Consider the following 26,921-nt stretch of genomic DNA (forward strand, 5'->3'; position numbering starts at 1 on the left):
CGCGGCGGTGCTGGGACTCTCAGCTCGCCGGACAGATGGCGCTGGACACGCGGCCGAGGTCGACGTGGCGTCGACTCACCAAGGCAATTCCAGTTCCAGACATGACGGAAGCCTGTCACGCGCATCTCGGGCCAGTCCACCACTATCCATGATGCGGACGAGAGTGTCCCGTGATGCGAGACGGTGTGGTGCCCATCACTCGACCCGCCCGGATCGGGCCGTCCGTAATGGCCGCAATCTCCCTGCCTGTCGCCGGGAGCCGCTGTCCGCGCGCTACCGCGCCGCCCCCGGCCACGGCCCCGGCGTCGCCGCCTCGGGCTCCAGCTCCACCTTCGTGTCGAACAGCTTGAAGCCGCGCCGCAGATAGTTGTCCATGGCGTGCGGGCCGTCCTTGGAACAGGTGTGCAGCCACACCCGCTTCGTCGGTGTCCGCTCCGGCCAGCGTTCCGCCAGGTCCCAGGCGCGGGCGACGCCGTGCGAGAGCAGATGGCCGCCTATCCGACGCCCCCGGAAGGCCGGTATCAGCCCGAAGTACATGATCTCGACCACGCCTTCGTCCTGCGGGTCCAGCTCGATGTATCCGGCCGGGGTGCCGTTCTCGTACGCCACCCAGGTCTCCGCCGCGGGCCGGTCCAGGGCCTCCTGCCACTCGGCGTACGTCATCGTGAGCCGGTCCGTCCACTGGATGTCGCCGCCGACCGCCGTGTACAGGAACCGGCTGAACTCGGGCAGCGGGACCTCGGACCGCACGATCCGCACGTCGCCCTCCGGGACCGCGGCGGGGCGCAGATCGTCGGGGGAGGTCTGTTCCAGGGACCAGATGGTCACCTCGGCGGTGGTCGCAGCGGTGTGCGCGGGGTTGTTCATGGCTGCCAGGGAACCATGCCGCGCGGCCAGGGCCCAAGCCGGTCCCGCGGCTCGGACAGCGGGACCGCCGGCAAGCGGCGGGAGGGAGGTCCTAGGAGCCCTTACGTGCCCTGACCACCACCGGAGCCGTCGAGCGCGGCAGCAGATCGGCCGGATGATCCGGTTGGATCACCTCCACCTCGACCCCCTCGCCGAAGCGGTACGGGCGGTGTGCGAGCACCTCCGCGAGATGGCGGCGTATCCGCGAGATCTCCGCCCGCACCGTCACCGTCCGGGTCGCGTCGCCGAAGATGTCCTTTGCCAGCTCGGACGCCGTACGCCCTTCGCGGTGCAGCGCCAGGGCGTACAGCAGCTCCGCATGGCGCGGCGAGAGCCGCTGCGTCCAGGTGTCCACCGCACTCACCACATTGACCGTGAGCCCGCACGGCCGGCTCAGGTCCAGCACCACCCGTCGCGGCGGCCCGTCCGATGGCCCGTCCGTGACCTGCACCAGCCAGCCGCCGGGCAGCGGCTCGACCTGACACATACCGAGCGACGGCAGCCACACCCGGCCCGGCTGCAACGACTTCGGCAGCGGCAGCCGGTCGACCGGCGGCATCCCGGTCACCGCGGCGAGCCAGCCGTGGGCGTCCACCGCCAGGGCCCGTCCGCCCAGCCGGCACAGCAGCGGTGCCGCCACCGAGCGCAGCCGGTCGATCGCCTGGAGATGGCGGTTCCTGATCTCGCTCTCGGCCAGCCTGGCGACCGAACCGACCAGGGCGAGCGAGGTCGGATGGAACGTGGACGCCGGACCGCTGATGTCGACGATGCCGATCAGCCGGCTGTCCCGCGGATCACGCACCGGGGCCGCCGCACAGGTCCAGTCGTGCAGACTGCGCACGAAATGCTCCGACGAATGAACCTGGACCGGTGTGCGCGAGACGAGCGCCGTACCGATCGCGTTCGTCCCCGTGCTCGCCTCCGCCCAGGCCGCGCCCTCCGATAGACAGATGCCGTCAGCCCGGCGCAGCACCCCCGTATTGCCCTGGCGCCACAGCACCCGGCCCTCCACATCGGTGACCACCACGATCTGCTGGGCGGCATCCGCCAGGGAGACCAGGCCCTCGCTCAGCAGCGGCATCACCTCGCCCAGTGTCGAACTCCGGCGCCGGTGCTCGATCTCGTCCATCTCCAGCAGCACACTCTCGGTGGACTGATCCGGATCCATACCGCTGCGCAGCACCCGGTCCCACGAGGCGCCGATCTCCGCGCGCGGGGCAACCGGTGGACGCTCGCCCACGAGCTTCGCCTCCCTGGCCCGGTGGATCAGGCGTAGGGCCTGGACGGACCGCGGCACAGCCGATCGCGTTACCTCGGCAGCGCTTGTCTCCACTCTCATTCCCCCCAGATGCCAGGGCCGGACGAACGGCCCCCGGGCCCATCCTGCCCGCTGCGAGGGTCCCGGCAGAGCGCACTCCACACAATGGTTGCAACCCTTTGCAACTCTGGCGAGGGAGCGCAGGTCCGTACGAGAGTGACGGAACACCGCACGGCGGCGCCTGTGCCTTGCTGTCCGGTGTGCACAGCATGGAGGGTGGTGCCGTGTCGGCGCAGCACCACCCTTCGTTGCTGTACCTCTCCGGCTAACGCTGCACGGGCCGCGCCCGTTCCACGACCGATGCCAGATCGAGGCTGTGCGGCAGCGTCCCGAATGCCGTGCCCCAGTCCCTGCCCAGCCGTGACGCACAGAACGCGTCGGCGACCTCCGGCGGCGCCCAGCGCACCAGCAGCGAACCCTGCAGCACCAGAGCCATCCGCTCGACCAGCCTGCGGGCCCGTGCCTCGATCCCGTTCAGATCGGCGAGCTCCGTCAGCATGTCCTTGATGGCCCCGTCCAGCCGGTGATCGGCGCCGCGTGCCCTGCCGACCTCCTGGAGGAACGCGTTCAGTGCCAGCGGCTCGCGCTGCAGCGCCCGCAGCACATCCAGCGCCTGTACATTCCCCGAGCCCTCCCAGATCGAGTTGAGCGGCGCCTCGCGCAGCAGCCGCGGCATCCCGGACTCCTCGACATAACCGTTGCCGCCGAGACACTCCAGCGCCTCACCCACCATCGGCGTGCACCGCTTCGTCACCCAGTACTTCGCCGTCGGCACCGCGATCCGCAGGAAGGCCCGCTCGCTCTCCGTATCGGCGTCGTACGCGGCCGCCAGCCGAAGTGCCAGCACCGTCGCGGCCTCCGACTCCAGTGCCAGATCGGCCAGCACATTGCGCATCAGCGGCTTCTCGATCAGTACTCCGCCGAACGCGCTGCGGTATGTGCAGTGGTGGATCGCCTGCGCCACCGCCTGCCGCATCAGCGCCGCCGAACCGACCACACAGTCCAGCCGGGTCGCCGCCACCATCTCGATGATGGTGCGCACCCCGCGCCCCTCGTCGCCGACCCGGCGCGCCCACGTCCCGTCGAACTCGACCTCGCTCGACGCATTGGACCGGTTGCCCAGTTTGTCCTTCAGTCGCTGGATCGTGAACGTGTTCCGCGTGCCGTCGGGCAGCACCCGGGGCAGCAGAAAAGACGTCAGGCCGGCGGGCGCCTGCGCCAGCACCAGGAAGCCGTCGGACATCGGCGCCGAACAGAACCACTTGTGCCCGGTGAGCAGATACTCGCCCTCCGCTGCCAGCGGCTCGGCCCGCGTCGTATTGGACCGAACGTCCGTACCGCCCTGCTTCTCCGTCATGCCCATCCCGAAGAGCACACCGGCCTTCTGCGCCGCGGGCCGCAGCCCTTGCTCGTACACCTTCGAGGTCAGCAGCGGCTCCCAGTCGGCGGCCAGCGCCGGATCGGTCCGCAGCGCGGGCACCGCCGCGTGCGTCATCGACAGCGGGCAGCCGTGCCCCGCCTCGGCCTGCGTCCACACCAGGAAGCCGGCCGCCCGCCGCACATGACCGCTCGGCCTGCCCCAGGCGTCGGTCAGACCCGCGGCGACCGCATGACCCAGCAGCCGGTGCCAGGCCGGATGGAACTCCACCTCGTCGATGCGATTCCCGTACCGGTCGTGGGAACGCAGCACCGGCGGATTCTCGTTCGCCTGCACCCCCCACGCCTGCGCCTGCGCGGAGCCCGCGGATCTGCCCAGCTCGCCGAGCTCGCCCCGGGCCTCGTCGAGGAGCTCGGGCGGCATGTGACGTTGCACCGCTTCCGTGAGCGCGCGGTCGGCGCCGAAGACGTCGTAGCCGACCAGCGGCGGTACCTGGTTGGACACTGTGTGGGTGGTGGCTGCCATGCCGATACGGTAAGGACGTGCAGGCAGCAAATGAAACACCCGAGCGGCCACCGGGTCGGCTCCACCGGGCCCGAGTCCTCTACCGCAACGTTTCCAAGCGGCAGATGGTCTGGCAGTTGCTCAAGGACACCGTCAACTCGTGCATGGAGTACCGCATTCTGGGACTCGCCGCCGAGGCGGCGTTCTTCACCCTGCTGTCCCTGCCTCCGCTGCTGCTCGGTCTGATCGGTCTGCTCGGTTACGTCGACGAGTGGACCAACACCACCACGGTCGCCTCCATCGAGCGCAACATCCTCAACGCCGCGCAGACGGTGCTCAGCGAGCGGGGTGTGAACGACTTCGCCAAACCGCTCCTGGCGGACGTCACCACCGGTGCCCGGCCCGATGTCATCTCCATCGGCTTCGCCATCGCGCTCTGGTCCGGCTCCCGCGCGGTCAATGTCTTCATCGACACGATCACGGTGATGTACGGCCTCGACGGCCAGCGCGGCATCGTCAAGACGCGGCTGCTCTCCTTCCTGCTGTACGTCGTCGCGCTGCTGCTCGGTGCCGTCGTGCTGCCGCTGCTCGTGGTCGGCCCCGACCGGGTCGTGGAGCTCATCCCGTGGGGCACCGAGGTCATAAGCGTTCTGTACTGGCCGCTGGTGATCCTGCTGTCGATCGCGTTCCTGACGACGCTGTACCACGTGTCCGTACCGGTCCGTTCACCGTGGATCGAGGACGTGCCGGGTGCGCTGGTGGCGCTCGCGATGTGGGTGCTCGGCAGCTTCCTGCTGCGGATCTACCTCACCAGTACGGTCGAGGGGCCCACGATCTACGGCTCGTTGGCGGCCCCGATCGCGGTCCTGCTGTGGATCGGTATCTCCGCGTTCGCGGTGCTGGTCGGAGCGGCGGTCAATGCCGCGATCGACCGGGTGTGGCCCTCGCTGGCGACGGCCGCGGCACGTGCGGCCAATGAGCGGGTACGAGCGGCCCAGGCCGCGGAGTTCGTTGCGCGGACGCAGGCGGAGAACCAGGACGGGGACTGGGACGACGACGATGACGAGGACGGTGACAGTTCCCATATGCCGTCCGAGTTCCCGGAGCGCTGGTCGAGGTTCCTGCCGCCGGACGATGTGAAGTCCAGGCTGCAGCCGAGCCGCGACAAGGAGTCGGACAAGTCGAACAAGCCGTCCGACGACTGAGGACGCCGGCTGTCCGGCGGGTACGGCCGGTGCGGCGCCCCGCAGGCCGATTCCGTTCGCCGACGGGAATAGCGTGGGGTGTATGGCCGACAGGTACGAGGAGTGGGCGTCGCGGTTCGACGGTGCGACCGTGTGGACCCTGAGTGTGCCGGGAGGATCGGTCCACCCGGTGCTGCCCGACGGCTGCATGGACCTGCTCTGGACCGGCGGACGGCTGCTCGTCGCGGGCCCCGACACCCATGCCGGGACGTCGGCCGTCGGAACCGGCGGGCAGTACACCGGCATCCGCTTCGCGCCCGGCACGGCCCCCGCGCTCCTCGGCGTACCGGCGCACGAACTGCGTGACCGCCGGGTCGACCTCGCGGATCTGTGGCCCGGCGCGCTGGTCCGCGTACTCAACGAGCGCCTCGCCGAGACCCCCGACCCCGCCGCCGCACTGGAGACCATCGCCCTGCGGCGGGCGGCCGACACGGCACCGCCGGACCCTGTGATGCGGTCCGTCGCCGCACAGCTCGGCGCCGGGCGGTCCGTCGCGGACACTGCGCAGACGGCCGGCCTCGGCGCCCGCCAGCTGCACCGCCGCTCACTCGCGGCCTTCGGCTACGGGCCCAAGACGCTCGCCCGGGTCCTGCGGCTGCAGCGTGCGCTCACTCTCGCCCGGTCCGGAACGCCGTACGCCGAGGCGGCGGTCGAGGCGGGCTGCACCGACCAGGCCCATCTCGCGCGGGAGATGCGCGACCTGGCCGGGACCACCCTGACCGCCTACCTCACGTCCACGTGACGGGGCCGGGCAGGCACCCGGTCTCAGAGCCTGTCGGGTGACCTCCGACCGGGCGGCCACGCCCTGGCACGCACGCTTCCCGCGTTGTCGTCAGTCACCGACTCCCCCATAGCTGAAGGCATGGGGGGACCCCCTTCGCGTCGACTCCCTCCTCCGCCTTGGAATCGCACGCACCGGACCGCGTCCGCTATCCGACCGGAGGTCACCCGACAGGCTCTCAGACGTTGGCGGCGAACAACGACACCGCGCAGCCGTCCGGGTCGAGGACCGTCGCGTATCGCTGACCCCACACCGCGTCCCACGGCTTCAGATGTCCCCGGTATCCGGCGCCGGTCAGGTCGTCGTACACCGCGTCCACCTCCGCCGGGCTGTCGCAGAGGAAGGCGAGTCCGAGCCGTTCCCCGCCGCGCGGCGGTGTCCAGTCGGGGTCGAACGAGCCGATGACGTCCTCGGTGTCCCACAGCAGGCGCTGCCCGCCCGGGAGCGTCACTTCGACATGAGGTGCGGATTCCGCGTCGGCCGGGATGTCGAGACCGAGCCGGCGGTAGAAGGCGAGCGATGCGGTCAGATCCGCGGTGATGATGCCGATCGCGTCCATTCGTGGAGTCATGTTCCGACCGTAGGCCGGACCCCACCACGGGTCTTGTACGAAACGGACATGGGCCGTGACCTTCGGACATCTGCGAGGACGCGGACCGCGTACGGCGGGACCCGCCGGGACCGCAAGCCCCCGGGCAGGTCCCGCCGCGCCGTCACGACGACGCGGTGCCGCCCGTGCAGTCGGCGGGGGACGTCCCCGGGTCCGTCAGCGCCAGACCGAGCTGGGCGCGTTCGGTGACCCAGCGGCTCGGGCGATGACGCGGGTCGCCCGTCGTGCGGTGCAGCGCCCGGTGCAGCTCCAGCATCCGTTCGGCGCCGATCCGGTCGCCCCAGGCCAGCGGGCCGACGGGGTAGCCGAGTCCGGCAGTGACGGCCAGGTCGATATCGGCGGGGGTGGCGATGGAGCGCTCCGCGATCGATGCCGCGACCGAGACGATCGAGGCGAGCAGCCGCTGAGCGACCGAGCCCGCCGTGTCCCGTACCACCGAGACCGCGTAGGGCCCGTCGCCGTCCGCCGCCCGGGCCAGCACCGCGCGGGCGTCGCGCGCGGCGGCCGGGTCCGCCGCCGGGGTCACGGCCAGCACCCGGCGCCGGCCGGCCGGAGGCAGCGGGTCCACGCCGAAGGTGCGCCCTGCGGGCAGCCGGTGTGCGGCGATCGCGGAGGCCACCGTGGTGCCCCAGGCCGGGATCAGTACGAGGGCGTCGGCGGACGGCTCCGTGCCCGTCTCGACGACGGCGCCCGCAGCGGTCAGCGCTTCACGCAGCGCGGCCGCCTCCCGGTCCTGCGGTGCGGCGCCGTGGACGAACACCGGGCGGTCCGCGTCGCCCGTGACCGGTGGTTCCGGGGCCGGGGCGGGCGCCTCGGGGCCGTAGTCGAACCAGCCGCGCCCGGTCTTGCGGCCGTGCAGCCCGGCGGCCACCCGGTTGGGGGTGAGACAGGAGGGGCGGAGCCGGTCCGCGTACCGGAAGCCCTGCCAGATCGAGTCGGTCACGGCGGCCGTCACATCCAGACCTGTGAGGTCCATCAGCTCGAACGGGCCCATCCGCAGGCCGAGCACATCACGGGCGATCCGGTCGATGCCCGCCGGGTCGCCGACCGTCTCCTCCAGCAGCGCGAGCGCCTCGGTCACCAGACCGCGGCCGGCGTGATTGACCAGGAATCCGGGGGTGTCGGCGACCGTGACCGCACGGTGCCCGCAGCTCTCGACGAGCGCGGTGAGGGACGGCACGATCTCCGCACGGGTGGCCGCACCCGGCACGATCTCGACGATCCTCATCAGCGGTACCGGGTTGAAGAAGTGCAGCCCGGCCAGGCGCGTCGGGTCCTTCAGCGCCGCGGCGATCCGGGTGACCGACAGGGAGGAGGTGTTGGTCGCGAAGACGGCCGTGGCGGGCAGCGCCTGCTCCAGCCGGCCGAAGACCTCCGTCTTGGTGCCGAGGTCCTCCCGCACGGCCTCGATGACCAGCTCGACGCCCGGGCCCTCCACCCAGGGGTCGTCCAGCGGGATCAGCCGCTCCAGGGCGGCGGCGGAGTCCTCGGCGGACATCCTGCCCTTCTGTACGGCCCGTTCGAGCATGGACTGTACGAATTCCACGGCGGTCGTCACCGCCTCCGTCCGTACGTCGCACAGCTCGACGGTGTGTCCGGCGGTCGCCGCCCACTGGGCGATGCCGCGGCCCATGGCCCCGGCGCCGACGATCCTGATACGCATGGCGGTTGCGGTCCTCTCGGGGTGTGACATGTGATTCGTCTCAGCGAAGATAGACGCGGTCCGGGTCCACGTCCTCGCGCAGCAGCCGCAGTTCGGCCGCGGTCGGCGGCGGTACGGTCCCGACCTTTCGGCGACCGGCAGGTCCCAGCCGGTGGCCGCCCGTACCTGTTCTACGGTGGATCACCTGGTCCACCACGATGTCCGCGGTCATCCGGCCGACAGTGAGGTCCCGGCGGCCCGGATGATCTCATGGCCCGCGGCGGTGGGGACGAGATGGGTGAAGCCTTCGAGGCAGACGGTGCCACCGTCGTGGACGAAGGCGGCGACCGCAGCCTCCATCGACATCGTCTTGTCCTTCCGGTCCGTCGTGGCCACGGTGCTCCTCCGGCTCTGCGTGCGCCCCTGTTTATGCGCGTCGCCCACCGTGTCAGCGGCTATTGATCGCTGTCCAATACCAAATTAAGGTCGCATCAAGACGTCTGATCAATGAATTGGATCGATGGATCCGGTCGGTGGGGACCAGCCGGTGACCGGAGGGGCGGGCATGGAACTGCGCCATCTGTTCGCGTTCGTCGCGGTTGCCGAGGAACTGCACTTCGGGCGGGCCGCGAAGCGGCTGCAGATGGCCCAGCCGCCGCTGAGCCAGCAGATCCGGCAGCTGGAGAAGGAGCTGGGCGTCCAGCTCTTCGAACGCAACACCCGGTCGGTGCGGCTCACCGGCGCGGGGGAGTCCTTCCTCCAGCCGGTACGGACCGTGCTCGACGACCTCGACACAGCGGTGCGGTCCGCGAAGGCGGCCGGCCGCGGCGAGTACGGACGGGTCACCATCGGCTTCGCGGGCGCCTCCAGCCACGAGACGCTGCCGCTCCTCACCAGGGCCGTGCGCGCCGCCCACCCCGCCCTCGAACTGGTCATGAAGGGGCAGACGTACGCCAATGTCGCCCTCGACCGGGTCGCAGACGGCTCGCTCGACCTGGGGTTCGTCCGGCTGCCGGTGACCCGGCCGGGGGTGGCGTACCGGGTGATCGACGAGGAGGAGCTGGTGTCCGCACTGCCCTCGGACCACCGCCTCGCCCGGCTGGAGAGCGTCCCCACCGACGTCCTCGCCGAGGAGCCCTTCGTTTCTTTCCCCGCCAACACCGGCTCCACGGTGCGCGACGCGATGGTCGGGGCCTGCGAGGCCGCGGGGTTCAACCCGCGTGTGGTGCAGGAGGCGCCCGACTCGTACACCATCCTGGCGCTGGTCGCCGCCGGCGTCGGCGTGACGCTCACCGTCACCTCCGTACAGCACATCCAGCAGAACGGCCTCGTCTACCGGCCCCTGTCCGGACCGCCCATCCGTCTCCAGGCGGCGCTGGCCTGGCGGGCCGACAATCCCTCCGCCGCTCTGCGGGCGGTGCTCGCGGTGGCGGAGGAAGCCCTGCCGACGCCGGCGGGTCCGGCCGGGGACCGAACCACCGCAAGCCGTCATTGAGACGCGCCACGTCTTGAATCAGGGCGAACTGGATATTGGACCGGCTCAGTCGCCGAGTGCAAGGGTCGGCGGCATACGCCCCTCGCCACCGAAAGGTCACGCCGTGCCCGACCAGCAGCTCGACGTCGTCATCTGTGAACCGCTGCGCACCCCCATCGGCCGTTTCGGCGGAGTGTTCGCTCAGCAGACGCCGGCCGCACTCGCCGCACGCGTCATCGCCGAGGTCGTGGCCCGCACCGGAATCGACCCCGCCGCGGTCGACGAGGTGATCCTCGGACACGCCTACCCGTCCGCAGAGGCCCCCGCCATCGGCCGGGTCGCAGCCCTCGACGCCGGACTGCCCGAGACCGTCACCGGATCCCAGATCGACCGCCGCTGCGGCTCCGGCCTCCAGGCCGTCCTCGACGCGGCGATGCAGATCCGGGCCGGCTTCAGCGAGGCCGTCATCGCGGGCGGCGTCGACGTGATGAGCGCCGCCCCGTACTACACGCACGACGGCCGCTGGGGCATCAAGGGCCCCGGCCTCCAGCTCCACGACGCGCTGGCCCGCGGCAGGGTCACCGCCGGCGGCGTCAACCACCCCGTACCGGGTGGCATGATCGAGACCGCCGAAAATCTGCGCCGCGCGTACGGCATCAGCCGCGAAGAACAGGACGCCCTCGCCCTGCGCTCGCAGCAGCGCGCCGGCCGGGCCGCGGCGGAGGGACGGTACGAAGCGGAGACCGTCCCCGTCACCGTACGGACCCGCAAGGGCGAGACGCTTGTCACCGCCGACGAACACCCCCGCCCCGACACCACCGCGGAACAACTCGCCGCGCTGCGCCCGATCATGGCGAAGTCCGACCCCGGGGCGACCGTCACCGCGGGCAACGCCAGCGGTCAGAACGACGCGGCCGCAGCCTGCCTGGTGACCAGCGCGGCCACCGCCGAACGGCTCGGCCTCACCCCGCTGGTCCGGCTGGTCTCCTTCGCCCGCGCCGGGGTGCCCGCCGCGACCATGGGCATCGGCCCCGTCCCGGCGACCCGGGCCGCCCTCGACCGCGCCGGACTCAGCCTCACCGACCTCGACCTGATCGAGCTCAACGAGGCCTTCGCCGCCCAAGTGCTCGCCTGTACCCGCGAGTTGGGTCTCGGTGACACCGACCACGAGCAGCGCATCAACGTCAACGGATCCGGCGTCTCCCTCGGCCACCCGGTCGGCGCCACAGGCGCCCGGATCCTTGCCACACTGACCCGCGAGCTGCACCGCCGCGAGGCCCGGTACGGCCTGGAGACCATGTGCATCGGCGGCGGACAGGGCCTCGCCGCGATCTTCGAGCGCATCGCGTGAACGTCCGGCGGGAAACCTCCGGGGGTGAAAGTTCGCAGGGGTGGGCCGGTTCACCGGTGGTGTGCGGGCCGCGGGCCAGGGTGCGCAGCGGCGAGCTGCGGATGATGCCCGGGTTCGGCCAGCACGTGCAGCATCGCGGTCAGCTCGGCCAGCGGGGAGGCGGCGAACCGCAGTCGCTCGGACGGCGGGCCGCTGATGTCGATCCTCAACGTCATCCCTTCAGCATCCCTGACCGGATGGACGGTGACGGCGTCGGTCGACGGTGCCCGTCAACCGACGTATTCGGCCCTGCGGCCGAACGCACCGTTGACGCCATGGCAACCACCACCAGGATCCGGCCCCGCGCCCTCGTCCGTGCCTCCGCAGGCCCCCGCTATGCCGTCGCCCTGGCCGCGTCCCGCTCCGTCTCCAGCGGCACCGCGAGATGGTCTCGCTCCGCGTCCGGATCGGTCAGCCGGTTCAGCCTGGCCGGTACATCGAACCCGATCAGCAGCACCACGATCACCGTGCTCGCGAAGGTCAGCACGGCCAGCGCCTGTCCCAGATCCATCCCGGACGCCAGATGCGCACCCAGCACCGGAGCCACGGCACCGCCGAGCGCTCCCACGTCGTACGTGAAGCCGAGCGCCGCGCCCCGGCTCCCGGTCGGGAAGTGCCTGCCGATGTAGCGGGGGAGCAGCCCGGAGATGCCGAAACTGGTCGCCTGCAGCAGGAAGAGCAGGATGCCGAGCAGCAGCAGGTTGTCGTGCACGGCGAAGACCGGGTAGACGAAGGCGAGCAGCGTCAGCGCGTACGCCTTCTTCGCGCCGATCCGGTCACCGAGGAAGCCCGCGGTCCAGCCTCTCCATGACGTACGTGGCGCTGGCGCTGTACTCACCGGCCATGCCCATGCCGATGGCCAGCCGGGCGGCGAACAGACTCTGGTATTCCAGGCGAAGCCGCAGGCGAAGGTGCCGAGCGAGTACAGCAGGGTGCTCAGGACCATGGAGAGCTTGCGGCCGTACCGGTCGCCGATGGCACCGAGCACCGCACCGCCCAGCCAGCGGGTGATGAACGCACCGGAGATCAGGCTGGCGGCCTGCACCGTGCTCAGACCGAAGTCGTCGCTGATCTCGGTGAGCACGAGTGTGATCAGCACGAAGTCGAAGCCGTCGAGGACGTAGCCGATCCAGGCGGCGAGGAACGACTTCCACTGGGTACCGCTCACCTCTCGGTACCAGGGAGGCGCAGGGGGTGATGTGGTCTGCACGGTGACTCCAGGATGCGGGACGGCACTCGCCCTTGAGCTGCCGGTCCGCGTAGTGGGGGCAGGTCAGGGCCGGGCGATGCCTGCGACGAAGCGGGCGGTCAGGGCGGTGGGTGCGGTGATGGCGGTGCCGACGACAACGCTGTGTGCGCCGCGCGCCAGGGCTTCTGCGGCATCGTCGGGGGTGTTGATACGGCCCTCCGCGACCACCGGGACGTCGATCGCGGCGGACAGCGAGGCGACCAGGCCGAGATCGGGGCCGGTCTGCTTCGGTGTGCCGGGAACATAGCCGGAGAGGGTGGTGGAGACGAGGTCCGCGCCCTGCCCGGCCGCCGCGATGCCTTCGGCGAGCGTGGAGACATCGGCCATCACCAGGGCGCCGGCCGCTGGACCGCCTCGACCAGCTCGGCGAAGGTGGAGCCGTCGGGGCGCGGCCGGTCGGTGGCGTCCGCCGCGACGACATCCGCGCCGGCCTCGACGATCGCCAGGGCGTGCCGGACCGTCGGGGTGATGTAGACGCCGGTGTCGCCGTCCTTCCACAGACCGATGACCGGAAGATCCACGGCCTCGACGATCGCGGCGACGACCTCCGGCTCGTTGGCACGGATCGCGGCGCCCCCGCCGGCAGCGGCCGACCGGGCGAGCCGGACGAGGGTGCCGGTCTCCCGCATCGGGTCGCCGGGAGGTGCCTGACAGGACACGATCAGCCTGCCCTGGAGGGAATGGGTGAGTTCCTGCGCGGTCATCGGAGGGCTCCCGGGTGGTGGAGGGGAAGAGCGGTGGTCAGGGCGGCGGCGCCGAGCACGGCTGGGTCGGCGGCGAACCGCGGCGCCTCGGGTACCAGTCCGCGCAGCGGCGGCATCAGTTCCGCGGTGAAGGCGGCGGTCAGGGCCTCCCCGTCCAACGGGCCGATCCGCGGCACTCCGCCGCCTACGACGACCCGGTCGGGCCCCAGCGCGTTGGCGAGTCCGCCGAGTACACGGCCGGTGGCGGCCGCGCCGGTGGTGATGGCACGGACTGCGGCCGCTTCGCCCCGCGCGGCCCGCGCGGCGACGGTTTCGAGCCGGTCCACGGGGGTGCCGGTCAGCCGCTCGTAATGGGCGGCGATGCCGGGCCCGGAGGCGATGACCTCCAGATGCCCGGTGGCACCGCAGGTACAGGGCACTCCGGCCGCTTCGGGGCTGGGCAGATGGCCGAGATGCCCGGCGATGCCGGCGGCGCCGTGCAGCATCCGTCCGTCCACGGCGATCGCACCGCCCACGCCCGTACCGACCGCCACGAACAGCAGCGACCCGTGGCCCGAGCCGTCCGCCGTCTGTGCCGCGAGTTCCGGTCCTGCCGTGGCGCGTACGTCGTTGTCGCAGGCGACCGGGTATCCGGTGCGGTCCGCGAGACCGGCGCCCAGCGCGGTGCCGGCCCAGCCGCGTATGGAGTCGGTGGCGCTGGTGACCACGCCGGTACGGGGGTCTACGACCCCGGCTGCCGCGATGCCGAGCGCTGTGGCCAGCCGCTCCGGATCGACGGCGGCGGCCGCTTCGGCGAGTGCGTCCAGTACGGCCGTCGCGCCGTCCCGGGCCGGAGTGGCCGGGTGTGCCGTGCCAGGACCGTGCCGTCGGCACCGAAGAGCGCGGCGGCGATCTTCGTACCACCGAGATCGAGACCGATCACTGTGGTTCCGGCAACGGCTCCGGTATCCGCTTCGCCGGCCGCCGACCGGGAGGGGCGTTCATCGGACCGGCGGCAGACCGGCGGCGCGCAGGCGCTGGGCGACCAGGGCGACGGACTCGGCGCTCAGCTGGATCTGGGGGAAGGCCGTGTCACCGCACCGGATGATGCCGAGCAGTCGGAGCGCCGCCTTGAACGAGCCGAGCGCCGAGGAGCTGCGGCCCATGTCCGCCTCCGGACCGGCGTCGACCATGGCGAACAGCTCGACGAGCCGCTCCTGCTCCTTCGCGGCCAGCTTCCAGTTCCCGGCCCGCGCGGCGTCGTAGAGCCTTACGTAACCGGCCGGGTCGACATTGCCGATGCCCGGCACGACACCGTCGGCCCCGGCCAACAGGGCCGCGTCCACGGTGAGTTCGGAACCGGTGAGCACGCTGAACCGCGGCGCCGGGCCGTCCTTCCGGCCGTCGCGGCCACCCAGCTCGACGATCAGCCGGCGAAGTCCGCCCTCGTCGCCGCTGCTGAGGCGGGTCTGGTCGGCGCCGTCACGGCCGGCATACCCGACGAGGACCTCGAAGTGCTGCGCGGCCTCGTCGCGAAGATGGAGGCCGAGGCCCGCGACGGCGGCCGGGTGGCGCGCGGCACCGACCGGGCGTTCCACCTCGCGCTCTACGCCTCGCTCGACAACCACCTGCTCAGCGAGGTCCTCGATGCGTTCTGGGCGGCCATGGACCGGGTGCGCGAGGACCTCGACGACGGCCATCAGGACCCCGCGGCCACCTGTGCACAGCACCGCGAGATCGTCGAGGCGATCGAGGCGGCCGACGGCGAACGCGCGGTATGTGCCATGCGCACCCACTTCGACGGCATCCGCGGCCGTCTCGAACCGGTACCGGCCCCGTAGCGGGGCGCCGGCGCCCGTAGCACCGTTTTCGACGGCCTTGACGTCACCTTCGAACCGGGCTGCATGACCGCCCTCGTCGGCCCGTCGGGCTCCGGCAAATCCACGCTGCTCGCCGTCGCGGCGCGCTGCTGCGCCCCACAGCCGCGCAGGTGCTGCTGGACGGCGAGGACCTCGCCGGACTCTCCGACGCCCAGCGCGCCGGAGTACGCCGGGAACGCATCGGCTACATGTTCCAGAGCGGCAATCTGCTCTCCGGACTGGCAGCCGTCGAACAGCTACGCGCGGGGACGGGCCCGTCAGCGCTGATGAACGCCGCCGTACAGATAACTTCTGGCGCCGTTCAACGTGGCACGGCTCCAGGTGTTCACATCGGCGGGCCCCATCGCCGGCCAGTCGGGCGTGTTCTCGACCAGTGCACGCCCCAGCCTGCGTCCCAGCCCGACCAGGCGGGCCCCCTCGGCGGTGCGCTCGTCCGCGTACCGGCGCAACGCCTCGGCCGCCGAGGGGGATTCACGCAGCGTCCGCTCCAGACACAGCGCGTCCTGGAGCGCCTTGACCGCGCCGCTGGCGGTGTGCGGTCTGGTGACGCTCGCCGCGTCACCCGCCAGCAGGAACGGCGGTTCGGCCGCCCGGGGCACGACGAAGTCGGCAACCGGATGGAGCGTCTGGGAGGTGTGCTCTCCCCGGGCGACGACATCGGCCCACTCCGCCGGGAAGTGCTCATCGGCGATGTTCCGCACATACGCGGCGCAGACCGGGACTTCCGAAGCCGAAGCTGAAACCGGAGCCGAAGCCGGGGGATATGCGTAGATGGCATATGCCAGCAGACGCGATCCCGGATCCGCACCCGGAATCAGGTAGAACACACCGTGCCCGCCCGGAAATCCCAGCGTGATCCAGGCGGTCTTCAGCAGCTCCAGTTGCTTGGGATGGTCGCGGAGCGCGCTCGGCGGAATCGTGCCCCGCCACACCAGGTATCCGGCGGGAGCAGGACGTACCTCGGGTGCGATCAGCTCGCGGGTGACGGACCGGTGCCCGTCGGCCCCGACGACGATGTCGTATTCCTGCTCCCATTCCGCGGTGCGGATCAGGGCGTGGCCGGAGTGCGTACGGCCGACGGAGCCGACGGGCAGCCCGCGGTGATACGCGCTCTCCCCGATGTTCGAGCGCAGCGCCTGCCACAACAGGCCCCAGTTGCACGGTGACACCGGGCTCGCCTGCCGTGCCAGCTCACGCGTCGAGTGCCGCCCCGGAGCCCGCGCGAGCCAGATGCGGGTGGCGACCGGCATCGTGGGCATGTCCGCGCCCAGGTACCCGCCCGTGATCAGCTCCTGATGCAGCGGCGGCGGGATGACGATGCCGAACCCCCGGTCCTGAAGCTCGCCGCTGCTGCGCTCGTGGACGGTGACCTCCGCCCCGGCTCGGGTTCCGGCGATCGCCATGGCGCAGCCGGCGATGCTGCCGCCGACCACCCCGATGCGTAAGCCCGTCACTGCCACCGTGCTACCACCTGTTCTGACGCTCCGGGAGGTGCTGAACGCCCTCATCGTCGCACCCGGGCACGGGTGACGATGACGCGCGCACCTCCCGGAGCGTCCGTCCGGCTGTTACGGAGTCACGGCCGCCGTCCCGCTGCCGGAGGCCTGCAGCCCGCCCGTGCGGTACGTCGCGGTGAGTGCGGCGTTGCCCGACGCCCCGGCCGCCACGGTGACCGGAACCTTGACGTTCGCGCCCTGGCCCGGATTCAACGCGGGGACGGTCACCGGCTTCGCCGTCCAGCCGGCCGGCACGGTCAGACCGACCGTTCCCGGTCCGCGCCGCACATCCATCCGGCTGACGACGCGGACCGTGATCTTCGCGTCCGCTCCCGCCTTCAGGGTCGTGGGCGGGGTGATCGTGACGTCCGCGCAGGTGCCGCCCAGCCACTTCAGATCGAACGACGCGTAGGTGATGTGCTGGTAATCGGCCCGCTCGTAGAGCAGTCCGAGGCGCCCGTCGGGCAGCCGGGTGAGCGAAGCCAGCCGTGGACCGGCCGTACGGCGAAGCCGGGCAATGTCACATCGTACGTACGGATCCGGGTGAGCCCGGTGTCCACGGGCGTGAACACCGGATTCTGTGCCGGGCGCCGGTTGTCGGCGGCGGGAGCCCCGCTCGACGTGCTCGACCAGAAGGCGTCGAAGTCGGCTGGATCCGGCAGTTCGGGCCGGAAATCGCGGCAGTCCGCGAGCGAGAGGTCCGTCAACGGCATGGAGGTGCCCCCCTGGGTCGAACCGGGGCGATGACCGCCGGGCATCAAGACAGAAGACGTCAGATGTCTTATCGGCGCATGGGCCCTAGGCACCGCTCGCGGTGGCCGTCAAGGGCCCCGCCGGGCCAGGATCCGCCCCGGGCGAGCACCGCCGGCACTGCGTCCACCCCCAGAGCTCCGCGTCCCCCGCCGGGGACCCAGCCCCCGTACCGTCCGCAAGGAGCACCGCATGACCGCCCGAAACCCCCCGCTACTGCGGAGTGATCCCGCCCGTCGTCACCCCGCTCACCGCGGACGGTGAGATCGACCGGCCTTCCCTGGAGCGGGTCGTGGGGCATCTGCTCGACGGCGGTGTCAGCGGTCTGTTCGCACTCGGCAGCTCGGGCGAGACGGCCTATCTGACGCCCGGGCAGCAGGACGAGGTCATCAAGGTCATCACGGCCGCGGCCGCCGGACAGGTCCCGGTCCTCGTCGGTGCGATCGAGACCACCACCAACCGGGCGATCGAGCGGGCCCGCGCAGCCGCGGGCCTCGGCGCCGACGCCGTCGTCGTCACCGCGCCCTGCTACACGCGCACGCACGACACCGAGATCGACCGCCACTCCGCGATGTCTCCGCCGCCCTCGACCTGCCGGTCCTCGCGTACGACGTGCCGGTCTGCGTGCACAGCAAGCTCGCCCCGGAACTGCTGCTGCCGCTTGCCGCGGACGGTGTGCTGGCCGGGGTGAAGGACTCCAGCGGCGACGACGGTTCGTTCCGACGCCTGACCATCGGGGCCCGTGAACTGCCGGGGTTCTCTGTCCTCACCGGGCACGAACTGGTCGTCGACGCGATGATGCTCGTCGGTGCGGACGGCTCCGTCCCCGGGCTCGGCAATGTGGACCCGCACGGGTACGTACGTCTCCACGAGGCCGCGGTACGCGGCGACTGGGCCACCGCCGGTTCCGAACAGGAGCGTCTCGTCGCGCTCTTCGACATCGTTCGTGCGGCCCGTCCCGGCACGGTGTCCGCCACCGCCGCCGGCCTCGGCGCGTTCAAGACGGCTTTGATGCTGCGCGGGCTCATCACCACCAATGTGATGAGCCCGCCGATGCGTCGGCTGGACGCGGCAGAGACCGCAACGATCGCGGCCTGCCTGGACGGCGCGGGGCTCTCCCGGGCCTGAGAGCCTGTCGGGTGACCTCCGGTCGGATAGCGGACGCGGTCTGGTGCGTGCGATTCCGAGGCGGAGGAGGGAGTCGACGCGAAGGGGGTCCCCCATGCCTTCAGCTATGGGGGAGTCGGTGACTGACGGCAACGCGGGAAGCGTGCGTGCCAGGGCGTGGCCGCCCGGTCGGAGGTCACCCGACAGGCTCTGAGCCGGGGCACACCGGCCCGCGCTCCACCCGCTCGGCACCGACTGACCGCGTGGACCGTCGGCGGGGCCCACCGGTCGAGTTCCGTACGCACAGCAGGTCCGGTCGGACAGCATCGGCTGTCCGACCGGACCTGTTCGTCTCCCGGCTGACTGATTCGTGGATCAGCTCTGCGAGCGGCGGACCCGGCGCATCAGTACCGCGCCACCGAGCAGCAGCGCGGCGCTCGTGCCGGCAGCCACGCCGAGATCAGCGGCACCGGTGTGGGCCAGCTGCGCGCTGGTGATCGGTCCCCCGGAGGTGATCGTCGGCTCATTGGTCCGCGGTTCACCGGCAGGGGGTGTGACCACGGCGGGCGTGACCGGGGGCGTGACTACCGGGGGTGTGACCACGGGGGGTGTGACTACGGGGGGTGTGACTACGGGGGGTGTGACTACGGGGGGTGTGACCACGGGGGGTGTGACCACGGGCGGTTCGACAACCGGCGGCTCGACCACGGGCGGTTCGACCACCGGCGGCTCGACCACGGGGGGCTCGACCACCGGCGGCACGGTCGGCTCGCTGGCGTTGGAGCACTCGTTGCCGGAGGCCGGGTTCAGCGCACCGACGACAGCGACACTATTGCCACAGACATTGACCGGGACGTCCACCGGAGCGTGGATCAGGTTTCCGGACAGCACACCGGGAGAGTCGGTCGCGAGGCCCTCGGCACTCGCACTCTGGCCCCCGTTGCTGTTCCCGGCACCGCTCGCGTGGGAGCAATTGTTGCCGAACGCGGAGTTCAGCAGACCGACCACATTGACCGTGTTGCCACACACGTTGACGGGAACGTGCACCGGCACCTGCACGGCATTGCCCGAGCCGATGCCCGGCGAACCGGTGGCGGCGCCATCGGCCGACGCATCCGCGAACGCGTACCCGCCGGCCGCGGTCAGGATGCCTGACGCCGCCGCCATGACCAGCACGCTCTTACTCAAGGCTTTTCGCATTGGTTGCCCTTCCTTAGGACATTCCGTGCGAGCGGAACGCTCGCGGTTCATTCATCAGGCAGTGCAGCTCGCGCCGGGGACGCTACCCCGGGGGTCTTCCTACGTGAGTCGGCAAGCGGCGGTTACGGAAAGGAGGAGAGACCACGAAGAAGCGTTCTTCATGTGATAAGTCCTATTTCTGTTCGGTGAACACCCAAGCTGCGCGGTTGGTAGAACCAATAACGAGGAGGAATTGTTGAGGAAACTCGAAAGGTCGTGGAAATTTTGTGACCACTCGAACGGGTTGCTTATGTGCGTTCACCCTGACGTCATTCACTGCGCGCAGGTGCTCAACTCCGCATGACGGCGTGGCCGTTGACACCTCGACGAAGAGGCCTGGGCGGCTGAATGCTCCTGCGGCCCCCGTGGTGTTGCTTCGTGCTGCTGTCCGTGCGCCTGGGCATTCGGGTGAAGGGAGAGAACCCAACCCCCGGTCACGAGTTGGGCAGGGAGCTCCGGTACGGGGTGTTCGGCACGAGAAGGGTTCATCGTGATCAAGAAGGTTCTGGCTACGGGTGCCGTTGCCGCCTCCATCCTCGGTCTGGGCACGACGCAGGCCATGGCGATCGGCGACGACAACGGTACGACCTCGGTCAACGGCAGCGGAGCCGCGCAGTCGTTCGGCAACTCCGAGGCCCGTGGTGACGGCAGCCCCCGGTTCGGCCTGGTCCAGGGCAGCCTGAACAAGCCGTGTATCGGCCTGCCGGCCAAGGCCAACGCCGGCTCGATCCCCGGCGCGGTCCCGGTCGCGGTTCAGGACGTCAACGTGCTGGCCTCGCCGCAGAACCAGCAGTGCGCGGAGAACTCCATCCAGACCAAGGGCGACGAGCCGCTGTCGCACGTGCTGGGCGACATCCCGGTGCCCTCCGGCAACGGTGTCGGCAACAGCTGATCCAGTCGCTGTGGCGGGCCCGGGCCGTCGGCATTCCTCCTCCGTGCGGCTCGATCCCGCTGCCGCCTTTCCCGCTACCGGCACATCAGATTGTCCGATGATCGCGCCCGTGACATTGCGTGAACGATACTGCGTCATTCGGGCGATTTTTCGGGGGATCTTCTTCTCAAAGAGTTTCGCCTACGGTCTTACATCGTTACCAATTGCAGCGGCGGAGTTACGAGTGATCAGGACCGCGCTCGTGCGGCACGAAAGACGTGGCCGCTCCGGACTCCGTCAAAGAAAGGGAAAAAAGTGAAGTACACCAAGGTTGCCGCCATTGCCGCCGGAACCCTGATGGCGATGGGTGCTGCCGCGCCCGCCTTCGCCGACTCAGGTGCCGAGGGCGGCGCCCAAAACTCCCCGGGCGTGGTGGCCGGCAACGCCGTCCAGGCCCCGGTCCACGTTCCGGTCAACCTCTGCGGCAACACCGTGAGCGTGATCGCTCCGGTCAACCCCGCCTTCGGTAACGCCTGCACCACCGGCTGACCTCCGGTCGGCCCAGCCGAACGCTCATGACCGGAAGGCCCCGGCACGCATCCGATGCGTGCCGGGGCCTTTCCCCATTCCCGGTAGTCGATCGCGTGGTCCCGGAGAAAAGGCGGCCCATCCAGTTGCCGTGTCGCAACCACATCGTTACCCAGGGCGAAAGCAGCAGAAGACACAGCTGAAGAAGGCTTGTGCGGCTCGGATGTGCGACCGGAACAGATGCCGCTGCAGAAGGGAACCTGAAAGTGAAGTACGCGAAGACCGCTGCGTTCGTTGCCGGTTCCGTGGTTGCTCTCGGAACGGCTGCTCCCGCCCTCGCCGTTACCGCCACCACGGCCCCCGACTTCAGCCTCGACGGCGGTGTCAACCAGGTCGCGGAAGGAGCTCCGCAGGCTGTCGACCCGATCGTCGACACGGTCGGCGGTGCCGCCGATTCGGTGCAGAAGAACGGCGCCGTCACCAACGTGGCCGGCCAGGCCGCCGGTGCGGCCAAAGGCGCGGCCCCGCTGATGGGCGGCCTGCCGCTCGGCGGTTGATCCGTCGCGCCACGCAGTTCCCCGTTCATCGGCGGCATTTCGCAGTCCTTTGGTGCTGTGCATTCGGCGAACAACCGGACAGCAAAAACATCGTCCGAGTGAATCGGCACAACCGCCCCTGCCGCACCGAGTTGGTCAGAGCGCTCCGGACAGGCGGGCAACAGAAAACCCCAGAGGGGGTATTTCGTGATCAAGAAGATTATGGCCTCGGCAGCCGTCGCTGCTTCGATCGTCGGCGTCTCCGTCGCGATCGCTCCGCAGGCCATGGCCGTCGGCAACGACGGTGGCACGACGTCGTTCAACGGCAACGATGCTGTCCAGCCGTATGGCAACTCCGCCACCCACGGTGACTGGAGCCCGCAGTTCGCGCTCGTCCAGGGCTCGCTCAACAAGCCTTGCGTCGCCCTGCCGGCCAAGGTCAACGTCGGTTCGGTCCTCGGCGCCGTTCCGGTCTCGGTCCAGGACATCAACGCCCTGGCCTCGCCGCAGAACCAGCAGTGCACGGAGAACTCCACCCAGGCCAAGGGTGATGAGGCGCTGTCGCACAGCCTGAGCGGCATTCCGGTCCTGTCCGGCAACGGCACCGGCAACAACCAGAACCCGTGAGGCTCCGGTCGCTCGTCGCTGATTCCTCGAACTCGTGGAGGACAGCGTCACGGGCGGCTTCGAGTACGCCTGCCCGCAGTGTGTGAAAAACCCGTGGGGCCGGCACATCCACGTGGCAGCCGTTCTTCGGCGGCCCGGATGCCGCGGCCCCATGTCGTGTGTCCGGGGCCTCGCCGACCCCTCGAAGGGACGGGCGTACTGGGCCGGTTGCCGTAGTGACGGCAGACGTCACCCGTCGCACCGGGTAAGAGCTGTTCATGGACCAGTACGACAGTCAACGCCCCAGCGGCCGGCAGCGGCACGCGCAGGACGTCACACCCATCTACGACCGGCTGCTCGCCGAATGGCAGGCGGCCCGCGGCGGCCCGGAGCCGGCGCCGTCCGCGCAGCCCCATCCACCTTGCGCGGGAAGTCGCGTTCCGGCGGCCCGTATCTCCGAAGAGGACGTCGACGGGTGAGGGCGCGGCGTCGGACTCGCGCCGGATCGAAACCATGTGAGTGGTAATGCGGAGCTGGTGCTGCCGTAGCAGGTTGACCAATGCGTTCCACAACGGGACGCTCCGAGAGGTGAAGCGTGATGAAGAAGATGATGGCCGGCGCAGCAGTGGCCGTGTCCTTGGCCGGTCTGTCCGCCGCCGTTGCCCCCCGCGGCCATCGCGATCGGTGATGAACAGGGGACCAACTCGGTCAACGGCAGCGAAACCGTGTGCGAGTTCGGCAACAGCGTGACCCAGGGTGACGGCGGCTCGCAGTTCCAGCTCGTCCAGGGCACGCTGAACAAGGCCTGCGCCGGCCTGCCGCTCAAGGCCGACGCCGGTTCGCTCGTCGGCCTGGTCCCGGTCGCGGCTCAGGACGTCAACGTGCCGTCCTCGCCGCAGAACCAGCAGTGCACGGAGAACTCCACCCAGGCCAAGGGCGACGAGGCGCTGTCGCACCTCGTGGACGACATCCCGGTGCTCTCCGACAATGGGGTCGGCAACAGCTGAGACTCCTGAAGTGCGGGCGATTCGGGGATCCGCCCGGCAATCGCCCGCACTCCGGCGTACGGCGCCACCGAGCAGTGTCCGGGGCGCAGTCCAAGGGCTCCACACACGATGACGCCCACCGTTCCACGGGGGGCGGTGGGCATCTGGCGTACGCGGGCGGCTCAGCCCAGACCGCGTACTGGAAGGACGCAGTGGGTGGAGGTCATGATGACCTCTTCGTCGCCTGCGAACGACCGCAGCAGCTCGTCGCTGACCGGCCGGCCCGGCGTGCCCCGGTGCCACGGACGGGTGGCGAACATCGCGTGCACCTCGCCCCGTTCGCGGGCCGCGGCCAGCCACTCGGACGGTGCGGGGTACTGCGCGGTGAAATGAGGCAGCGTCAGGACCGCTTGGCCGGGCTGGACGAGCAGCTTCACCGGTAGGCCCGGGGTCTCGACGGCGTGGACGGGACCGGCGCCGACCGGCAGTCCACTGCGGTCCAGAGCCACACGCATGGCGGCCTCACCGGCGGCCGGGCCGTCCGTCCCGTCGCCCAGTGAGTAGACGAGAAGGAAGGCGACGTCGTGGCCGCCATCGGGGTGCTCGCCGCTCCACCCGATCAGCGTGATCGTGCCCAACCGGGCTCGTGTGAACGCGCCGGCGGCGGTCTGGGGCGAGGTCGTGCTCGGCACCTTGACGACCAGTGACCGGTCGTTGTGCATGTGTACCACCTGATCGAGGGAGATCTACGGATATCTCCGATGAATGCGGCCGTGAAGTGCCCCGGGGCGGAGCTGCCGGATCCCGTGGATCAAATGTGTTGACGGCACCCGACGGTCGCGGGCTATCGTGTGCAGCGTTCCGGACGGCGGACAAGAACCGCCGGTGTCGGCCCCGTGCTTGAACCAGGAGGTGAGGACATTGATGACTGTCGCTGCGGTGGGCGTTGCCCACAACCAGAGGAGCATCGTTTCCACCCCCGTGGTCGCCGGCTGACCTTTCCGTAACTCTCCGCGCCTGTGTGCGCGTTGCCGGGGCCACCCTTTGAAGGGTTTCCCTTGTCTTTCCCGTCTTCTCCGTCCTTCGCCTCTTCTCTTCAGGGCTCGTCCGCCTCGCATCCGCTGTCCCCGTACGGCTGGGACGACGACTGGGCCGCCGAGTTCGCTCCGTACGCCGGACAGGGCCTGCTGCCCGGACGCGTGGTGCGGGTGGATCGCGGGCAGTGCGATGTCGTCACCCCGCACGGCACGCTCCGGGCCGACACCGCCTTCGTCGTCCCGCGTGATCCGATGCGGATCGTCTGCACGGGCGACTGGGTCGCCGTCGACCCCGACGGCGATCCGCAGTTCGTACGGACGCTGCTGCCGCGGCGTACGGCCTTCGTCCGCTCGACGTCGTCGCAGCGCTCCGAGGGACAGGTGCTGGCCACCAACGTCGATCACATCGCCATCTGTGTCTCGCTCGCCGTGGAGCTCGACCTGGGACGGGTGGAGCGCTTCCTCGCGCTGGCCATGTCCAGTTCCAGTGGCGACGCGCTGCTGCGCGACGGGGCGTCCGCCTCGGACGGCGCCGCCCAGCCGATCGTGGTGCTGACCAAGGCCGATCTGGTGCCGGACACCGCCACGCTGTCGTACCTCGTCCAGGACATCGAGGCCATCGCGCCCGGTGTACAGGTGCTGCCCGTCAGCTCCGCCACCGGGGAAGGGCTCGACGTCTTCGGCGCCATCGTCGCGGGCGGGACGAGCGTGCTGCTCGGGGCGTCCGGCGCGGGCAAGTCGACCCTCGCCAACACCCTCCTCGGCCGCGACGTGATGGAGGTGCAGGCCGCCCGTGATGTCGACGGCAAGGGCCGGCACACCACCACGACCCGCAATCTGCTGGTCCTGCCCTCCGGGGGCGTACTGATCGACACCCCCGGACTGCGCGGGGTCGGGCTCTGGGACGCGGAGACCGGCGTCGGCCAGGTCTTCTCCGAGATCGAGGAGCTGGCCGAGCAGTGCCGGTTCCACGACTGCGCCCATGAGTCGGAGCCCGGCTGCGCGGTACTCGCCGCGATCGAGGAGGGTTCGCTCTCGGAGCGGCGCCTCGACAGCTTCCGCAAGCTGCTGCGCGAGAACCAGCGCATCGTCGCCAAGACCGATGCCCGGGTGCGGTCCGAAATGCTGCGTGAATGGAAGCGCAGAGGGGCCGAGGGCCGGGCGGCCATGGACGCGAAGCGAGGCCGGCTGCGGTAGGCCGCAACCCTGGTCGACGTCCGAATACCGCCAGTGCGGTACCCGGGGGTGCCGCACACTGGACGGTGTGATGGACGAACAGACCAGGTACGAGGCGGTGAGCAGCCGTGACGCCCGTTTCGACGGGGAGTTCTTCTTCGCCGTCGAAACGACCGGCATCTACTGCCGGCCGAGCTGCCCCGCTGTCACCCCCAAGCGGAAGAACGTCCGCTTCTACCCGACGGCGGCCGCCGCCCAGGGCAACGGCTTCCGGGCGTGCCGACGCTGCCGCCCGGACGCCGTGCCCGGCTCCGCCGACTGGAACGTCCGGGCCGATGTCGTCGGCCGGGCCATGCGGATGATCGGCGACGGCGTGGTCGACCGGGAGGGCGTGCCCGGTCTCGCCCACCGGCTCGGCTACAGCTCACGGCAGGTGCAGCGGCAGCTCAACGCGGAGCTGGGCGCCGGACCCGTCGCGCTCGCCCGCGCCCAGCGGGCCCACACCGCGCGGGTGCTGCTCCAGACGACCGGGCTGCCCGTGACCGAGATCGCCTTCGCGTCCGGCTTCGCCAGCGTGCGGCAGTTCAATGACACGATCCGGCAGATCTATGCCCGTACGCCGAGCGCACTGCGCGCCGAGGCCGGGACGGGGCTGGGAGCGGCGGTACGGGAGGCGCGCACCACCGGGATCCCGCTGCGGCTCGCCCACCGGGGGCCGTACGCGGCCCGCGAGGTCTTCGATCTCCTGGCGGGCGAGACGGTCGCCCGGATCGAGGAGGTCAGCGGGGATCCCGGTGCCCGTACCTACCGGCGCACCCTGCGGCTCCCGTACGGCACGGGCATCGTGGCCGTCGACGAACGGTCCGCCGGGCGCTGGCTGGACGCCCGGATCCACCTCACGGACCTGCGGGATCTGACGACGGCCGTGCAGCGGCTGCGGCGCCTCTTCGACCTGGACGCCGATCCGTACGCAGTCGACGAGCGGCTCGGCACCGACCCGCGACTCGCACCGAGTGTCGCCGCCCGCCCGGGGCTGCGCTCGCCGGGTGCCGCGGATCCGGAGGAGTTCGCCGTACGGACGCTGGTGGGCCGGCCCGGAGCCGAGCGGCTCGTCGAGATGTACGGGAAGGTCCTCGACGTCCCCTGCGGCGGGCTCACGCATGTCTTTCCCGAGCCGGGAGTGCTGGCCGGTGCGGTGGACGACCCGGCGTCGCGGGCTCTGGCGACCGCGCTCGCCGACGGGGACGTACGGCTCGACGCCGGGGCCGACCGCGACGAGGCCGAGCAGGCGCTGCTGCGGCTGCAGGGGATCGGTCCGGCGGCTGCGGCGCTCATCAGGATGCGTGCGCTCGGCGACCCCGATGTGGATCCGGACGGGAGGCCCGGGGCGGAGCGGTGGCGGCCCTGGCGTTCGTACGCCGTACGGCACCTGAGCCTCTAGGCCCGGACTTCGCGGGTCGTTGATTCGTATGGCGTGACCGTTCCGGGGGTGTCCCGGGCCGGTGTTGTGGCGTTGGGTGGGGTGTGTCG

Annotated in this window: 23 protein-coding genes and 10 pseudogenes; 15 read left to right on the top strand and 18 right to left on the bottom strand. The window is 70.7% G+C overall.

What is annotated here, in order from left to right; genetic code table 11:
• Positions 1-19: 19 nt before the first annotated feature.
• From ACIPEK_RS32840 to ACIPEK_RS32855, 4 genes are all read right to left on the bottom strand, one after another.
• Positions 20-103 carry a putative leader peptide gene (locus ACIPEK_RS32840; protein WP_311203059.1) on the bottom strand — a complete coding sequence of 28 codons (84 nt, stop codon included), beginning with the start codon at positions 101-103 and terminating at the stop codon, positions 20-22.
• Between the two features lie 170 nt (positions 104-273).
• Entirely contained in the window at positions 274-867 is a 594-nt protein-coding gene (locus ACIPEK_RS32845) for a GNAT family N-acetyltransferase (RefSeq protein WP_383078336.1), read from the bottom strand.
• A gap of 91 nt (positions 868-958) precedes the next feature.
• On the bottom strand, positions 959-2,245 hold the full coding sequence (locus tag ACIPEK_RS32850) for a GAF domain-containing protein (protein WP_402003660.1): 1,287 nt from the start codon (positions 2,243-2,245) through the stop codon (positions 959-961).
• 244 nt (positions 2,246-2,489) lie between these two features.
• Entirely contained in the window at positions 2,490-4,127 is a 1,638-nt protein-coding gene (locus tag ACIPEK_RS32855; RefSeq protein ID WP_402003663.1) for an acyl-CoA dehydrogenase family protein, read from the bottom strand.
• A gap of 17 nt (positions 4,128-4,144) precedes the next feature.
• On the opposite strand from ACIPEK_RS32855, the gene ACIPEK_RS32860 reads away from it, so the two are divergent.
• Together ACIPEK_RS32860 and ACIPEK_RS32865 are read left to right on the top strand one after the other, a co-directional pair.
• On the top strand, positions 4,145-5,311 hold the full coding sequence (locus ACIPEK_RS32860) for a YihY/virulence factor BrkB family protein (RefSeq protein ID WP_402003666.1): 1,167 nt from the start codon (positions 4,145-4,147) through the stop codon (positions 5,309-5,311).
• 82 nt (positions 5,312-5,393) lie between these two features.
• Complete coding sequence (locus ACIPEK_RS32865; protein WP_402003669.1) at positions 5,394-6,092, top strand: DUF6597 domain-containing transcriptional factor; 699 nt, start codon at positions 5,394-5,396, stop codon at positions 6,090-6,092.
• A gap of 217 nt (positions 6,093-6,309) precedes the next feature.
• Here ACIPEK_RS32865 and ACIPEK_RS32870 read toward each other — a convergent pair whose 3' ends face one another.
• From ACIPEK_RS32870 to ACIPEK_RS32885, 4 genes and pseudogenes are all read right to left on the bottom strand, one after another.
• Positions 6,310-6,702 carry a VOC family protein gene (locus ACIPEK_RS32870; RefSeq protein WP_402003672.1) on the bottom strand — a complete coding sequence of 131 codons (393 nt, stop codon included), beginning with the start codon at positions 6,700-6,702 and terminating at the stop codon, positions 6,310-6,312.
• 142 nt (positions 6,703-6,844) lie between these two features.
• Positions 6,845-8,404, bottom strand: a complete 1,560-nt coding sequence (locus ACIPEK_RS32875; protein WP_402003675.1) for a 3-hydroxyacyl-CoA dehydrogenase — start codon at positions 8,402-8,404, stop codon at positions 6,845-6,847.
• A 40-nt stretch (positions 8,405-8,444) separates the two neighbouring features.
• A pseudogene (locus tag ACIPEK_RS32880) lies at positions 8,445-8,581 on the bottom strand (3-oxoadipate--succinyl-CoA transferase subunit B); the annotation flags it as partial.
• 1 nt (position 8,582) lies between these two features.
• Positions 8,583-8,749 (bottom strand): annotated as a pseudogene (locus ACIPEK_RS32885) (CoA transferase subunit A); the annotation flags it as partial.
• Positions 8,750-8,948: 199 nt separating this feature from the next.
• Between ACIPEK_RS32885 and ACIPEK_RS32890 the strand changes: the two are divergent.
• A complete protein-coding gene (locus tag ACIPEK_RS32890) occupies positions 8,949-9,878 on the top strand; it encodes a LysR family transcriptional regulator (protein WP_402003720.1) in 930 nt (309 codons plus the stop codon).
• Positions 9,879-9,981: 103 nt separating this feature from the next.
• Positions 9,982-11,208, top strand: coding sequence for an acetyl-CoA C-acetyltransferase (locus ACIPEK_RS32895; protein ID WP_383078325.1), 1,227 nt, complete (start codon positions 9,982-9,984; stop codon positions 11,206-11,208).
• Between the two features lie 89 nt (positions 11,209-11,297).
• On the opposite strand, the pseudogene ACIPEK_RS32900 reads toward ACIPEK_RS32895, so the two are convergent.
• The 5 pseudogenes from ACIPEK_RS32900 to ACIPEK_RS32920 form a co-directional block, all read right to left on the bottom strand.
• Positions 11,298-11,423 (bottom strand): annotated as a pseudogene (locus ACIPEK_RS32900) (DUF5937 family protein); the annotation flags it as partial.
• A gap of 158 nt (positions 11,424-11,581) precedes the next feature.
• A pseudogene (locus tag ACIPEK_RS32905) lies at positions 11,582-12,457 on the bottom strand (MFS transporter).
• 63 nt (positions 12,458-12,520) lie between these two features.
• Positions 12,521-13,200 (bottom strand): annotated as a pseudogene (locus tag ACIPEK_RS32910) (N-acetylmannosamine-6-phosphate 2-epimerase).
• Positions 13,197-14,122, bottom strand: a pseudogene (locus ACIPEK_RS32915) (ROK family protein). The pseudogenes ACIPEK_RS32910 and ACIPEK_RS32915 overlap by 4 nt, the downstream one beginning before the upstream one ends.
• A gap of 58 nt (positions 14,123-14,180) precedes the next feature.
• Positions 14,181-14,642: pseudogene (locus ACIPEK_RS32920) on the bottom strand (dihydrodipicolinate synthase family protein); the annotation flags it as partial.
• On the opposite strand from ACIPEK_RS32920, the pseudogene ACIPEK_RS32925 reads away from it, so the two are divergent.
• Positions 14,634-15,020 (top strand): annotated as a pseudogene (locus ACIPEK_RS32925) (FadR/GntR family transcriptional regulator); the annotation flags it as partial. The pseudogenes ACIPEK_RS32920 and ACIPEK_RS32925 sit on opposite strands and share 9 nt — an antisense overlap.
• 63 nt (positions 15,021-15,083) lie before the next feature.
• Positions 15,084-15,326, top strand: a complete 243-nt coding sequence (locus ACIPEK_RS32930; RefSeq protein WP_402003678.1) for a hypothetical protein — start codon at positions 15,084-15,086, stop codon at positions 15,324-15,326.
• Here ACIPEK_RS32930 and ACIPEK_RS32935 read toward each other — a convergent pair.
• The 3 genes from ACIPEK_RS32935 to ACIPEK_RS32945 all read right to left on the bottom strand — a co-directional run bounded on the left by ACIPEK_RS32935 (position 15,317) and on the right by ACIPEK_RS32945 (position 17,268).
• Positions 15,317-16,513, bottom strand: coding sequence for an FAD-dependent monooxygenase (locus ACIPEK_RS32935; protein ID WP_402003681.1), 1,197 nt, complete (start codon positions 16,511-16,513; stop codon positions 15,317-15,319). The genes ACIPEK_RS32930 and ACIPEK_RS32935 overlap by 10 nt on opposite strands.
• Before the next feature lie 114 nt (positions 16,514-16,627).
• Complete coding sequence (locus ACIPEK_RS32940; RefSeq protein WP_402003723.1) at positions 16,628-17,041, bottom strand: NEW3 domain-containing protein; 414 nt, start codon at positions 17,039-17,041, stop codon at positions 16,628-16,630.
• Positions 16,948-17,268, bottom strand: coding sequence for an acetylxylan esterase (locus ACIPEK_RS32945; protein ID WP_402003684.1), 321 nt, complete (start codon positions 17,266-17,268; stop codon positions 16,948-16,950). The genes ACIPEK_RS32940 and ACIPEK_RS32945 overlap by 94 nt, the downstream gene beginning before the upstream one ends.
• Before the next feature lie 229 nt (positions 17,269-17,497).
• Between ACIPEK_RS32945 and ACIPEK_RS32950 the strand changes: the two are divergent.
• A pseudogene (locus ACIPEK_RS32950) lies at positions 17,498-18,433 on the top strand (dihydrodipicolinate synthase family protein).
• Between the two features lie 354 nt (positions 18,434-18,787).
• Here ACIPEK_RS32950 and ACIPEK_RS32955 read toward each other — a convergent pair.
• The gene (locus ACIPEK_RS32955) at positions 18,788-19,612 is read right to left on the bottom strand and encodes a chaplin (protein ID WP_402003687.1); all 825 of its coding nucleotides are present in this window, start codon (positions 19,610-19,612) and stop codon (positions 18,788-18,790) included.
• A 529-nt stretch (positions 19,613-20,141) separates the two neighbouring features.
• On the opposite strand from ACIPEK_RS32955, the gene ACIPEK_RS32960 reads away from it, so the two are divergent.
• The 6 genes and pseudogenes from ACIPEK_RS32960 to ACIPEK_RS32985 all read left to right on the top strand — a co-directional run bounded on the left by ACIPEK_RS32960 (position 20,142) and on the right by ACIPEK_RS32985 (position 23,199).
• The gene (locus tag ACIPEK_RS32960; RefSeq protein WP_402003690.1) at positions 20,142-20,543 is read left to right on the top strand and encodes a rodlin; all 402 of its coding nucleotides are present in this window, start codon (positions 20,142-20,144) and stop codon (positions 20,541-20,543) included.
• 294 nt (positions 20,544-20,837) lie between these two features.
• Positions 20,838-21,071, top strand: a complete 234-nt coding sequence (locus ACIPEK_RS32965) for a chaplin (protein ID WP_402003693.1) — start codon at positions 20,838-20,840, stop codon at positions 21,069-21,071.
• Positions 21,072-21,316: 245 nt separating this feature from the next.
• Positions 21,317-21,607, top strand: coding sequence for a hypothetical protein (locus ACIPEK_RS32970; RefSeq protein WP_402003696.1), 291 nt, complete (start codon positions 21,317-21,319; stop codon positions 21,605-21,607).
• A gap of 186 nt (positions 21,608-21,793) precedes the next feature.
• A complete protein-coding gene (locus tag ACIPEK_RS32975; RefSeq protein ID WP_402003699.1) occupies positions 21,794-22,213 on the top strand; it encodes a rodlin in 420 nt (139 codons plus the stop codon).
• A 257-nt stretch (positions 22,214-22,470) separates the two neighbouring features.
• On the top strand, positions 22,471-22,671 hold the full coding sequence (locus tag ACIPEK_RS32980) for a hypothetical protein (RefSeq protein WP_383078312.1): 201 nt from the start codon (positions 22,471-22,473) through the stop codon (positions 22,669-22,671).
• Between the two features lie 119 nt (positions 22,672-22,790).
• Positions 22,791-23,199 (top strand): annotated as a pseudogene (locus ACIPEK_RS32985) (rodlin).
• 161 nt (positions 23,200-23,360) lie between these two features.
• On the opposite strand, the gene ACIPEK_RS32990 reads toward ACIPEK_RS32985, so the two are convergent.
• Entirely contained in the window at positions 23,361-23,900 is a 540-nt protein-coding gene (locus ACIPEK_RS32990; protein WP_402003702.1) for a DUF5949 family protein, read from the bottom strand.
• 336 nt (positions 23,901-24,236) lie between these two features.
• Between ACIPEK_RS32990 and rsgA the strand changes: the two genes are divergently transcribed.
• Together rsgA and ACIPEK_RS33000 are read left to right on the top strand one after the other, a co-directional pair.
• Positions 24,237-25,412, top strand: a complete 1,176-nt coding sequence (rsgA, locus tag ACIPEK_RS32995) for a ribosome small subunit-dependent GTPase A (protein WP_402003705.1) — start codon at positions 24,237-24,239, stop codon at positions 25,410-25,412.
• Positions 25,413-25,482: 70 nt separating this feature from the next.
• On the top strand, positions 25,483-26,832 hold the full coding sequence (locus ACIPEK_RS33000) for a DNA-3-methyladenine glycosylase 2 family protein (protein ID WP_402003726.1): 1,350 nt from the start codon (positions 25,483-25,485) through the stop codon (positions 26,830-26,832).
• Positions 26,833-26,921 lie beyond the last annotated feature (89 nt).

Source organism: Streptomyces sp. NPDC088246, assembly GCF_044741025.1.
Lineage (GTDB): Bacteria > Actinomycetota > Actinomycetes > Streptomycetales > Streptomycetaceae > Streptomyces.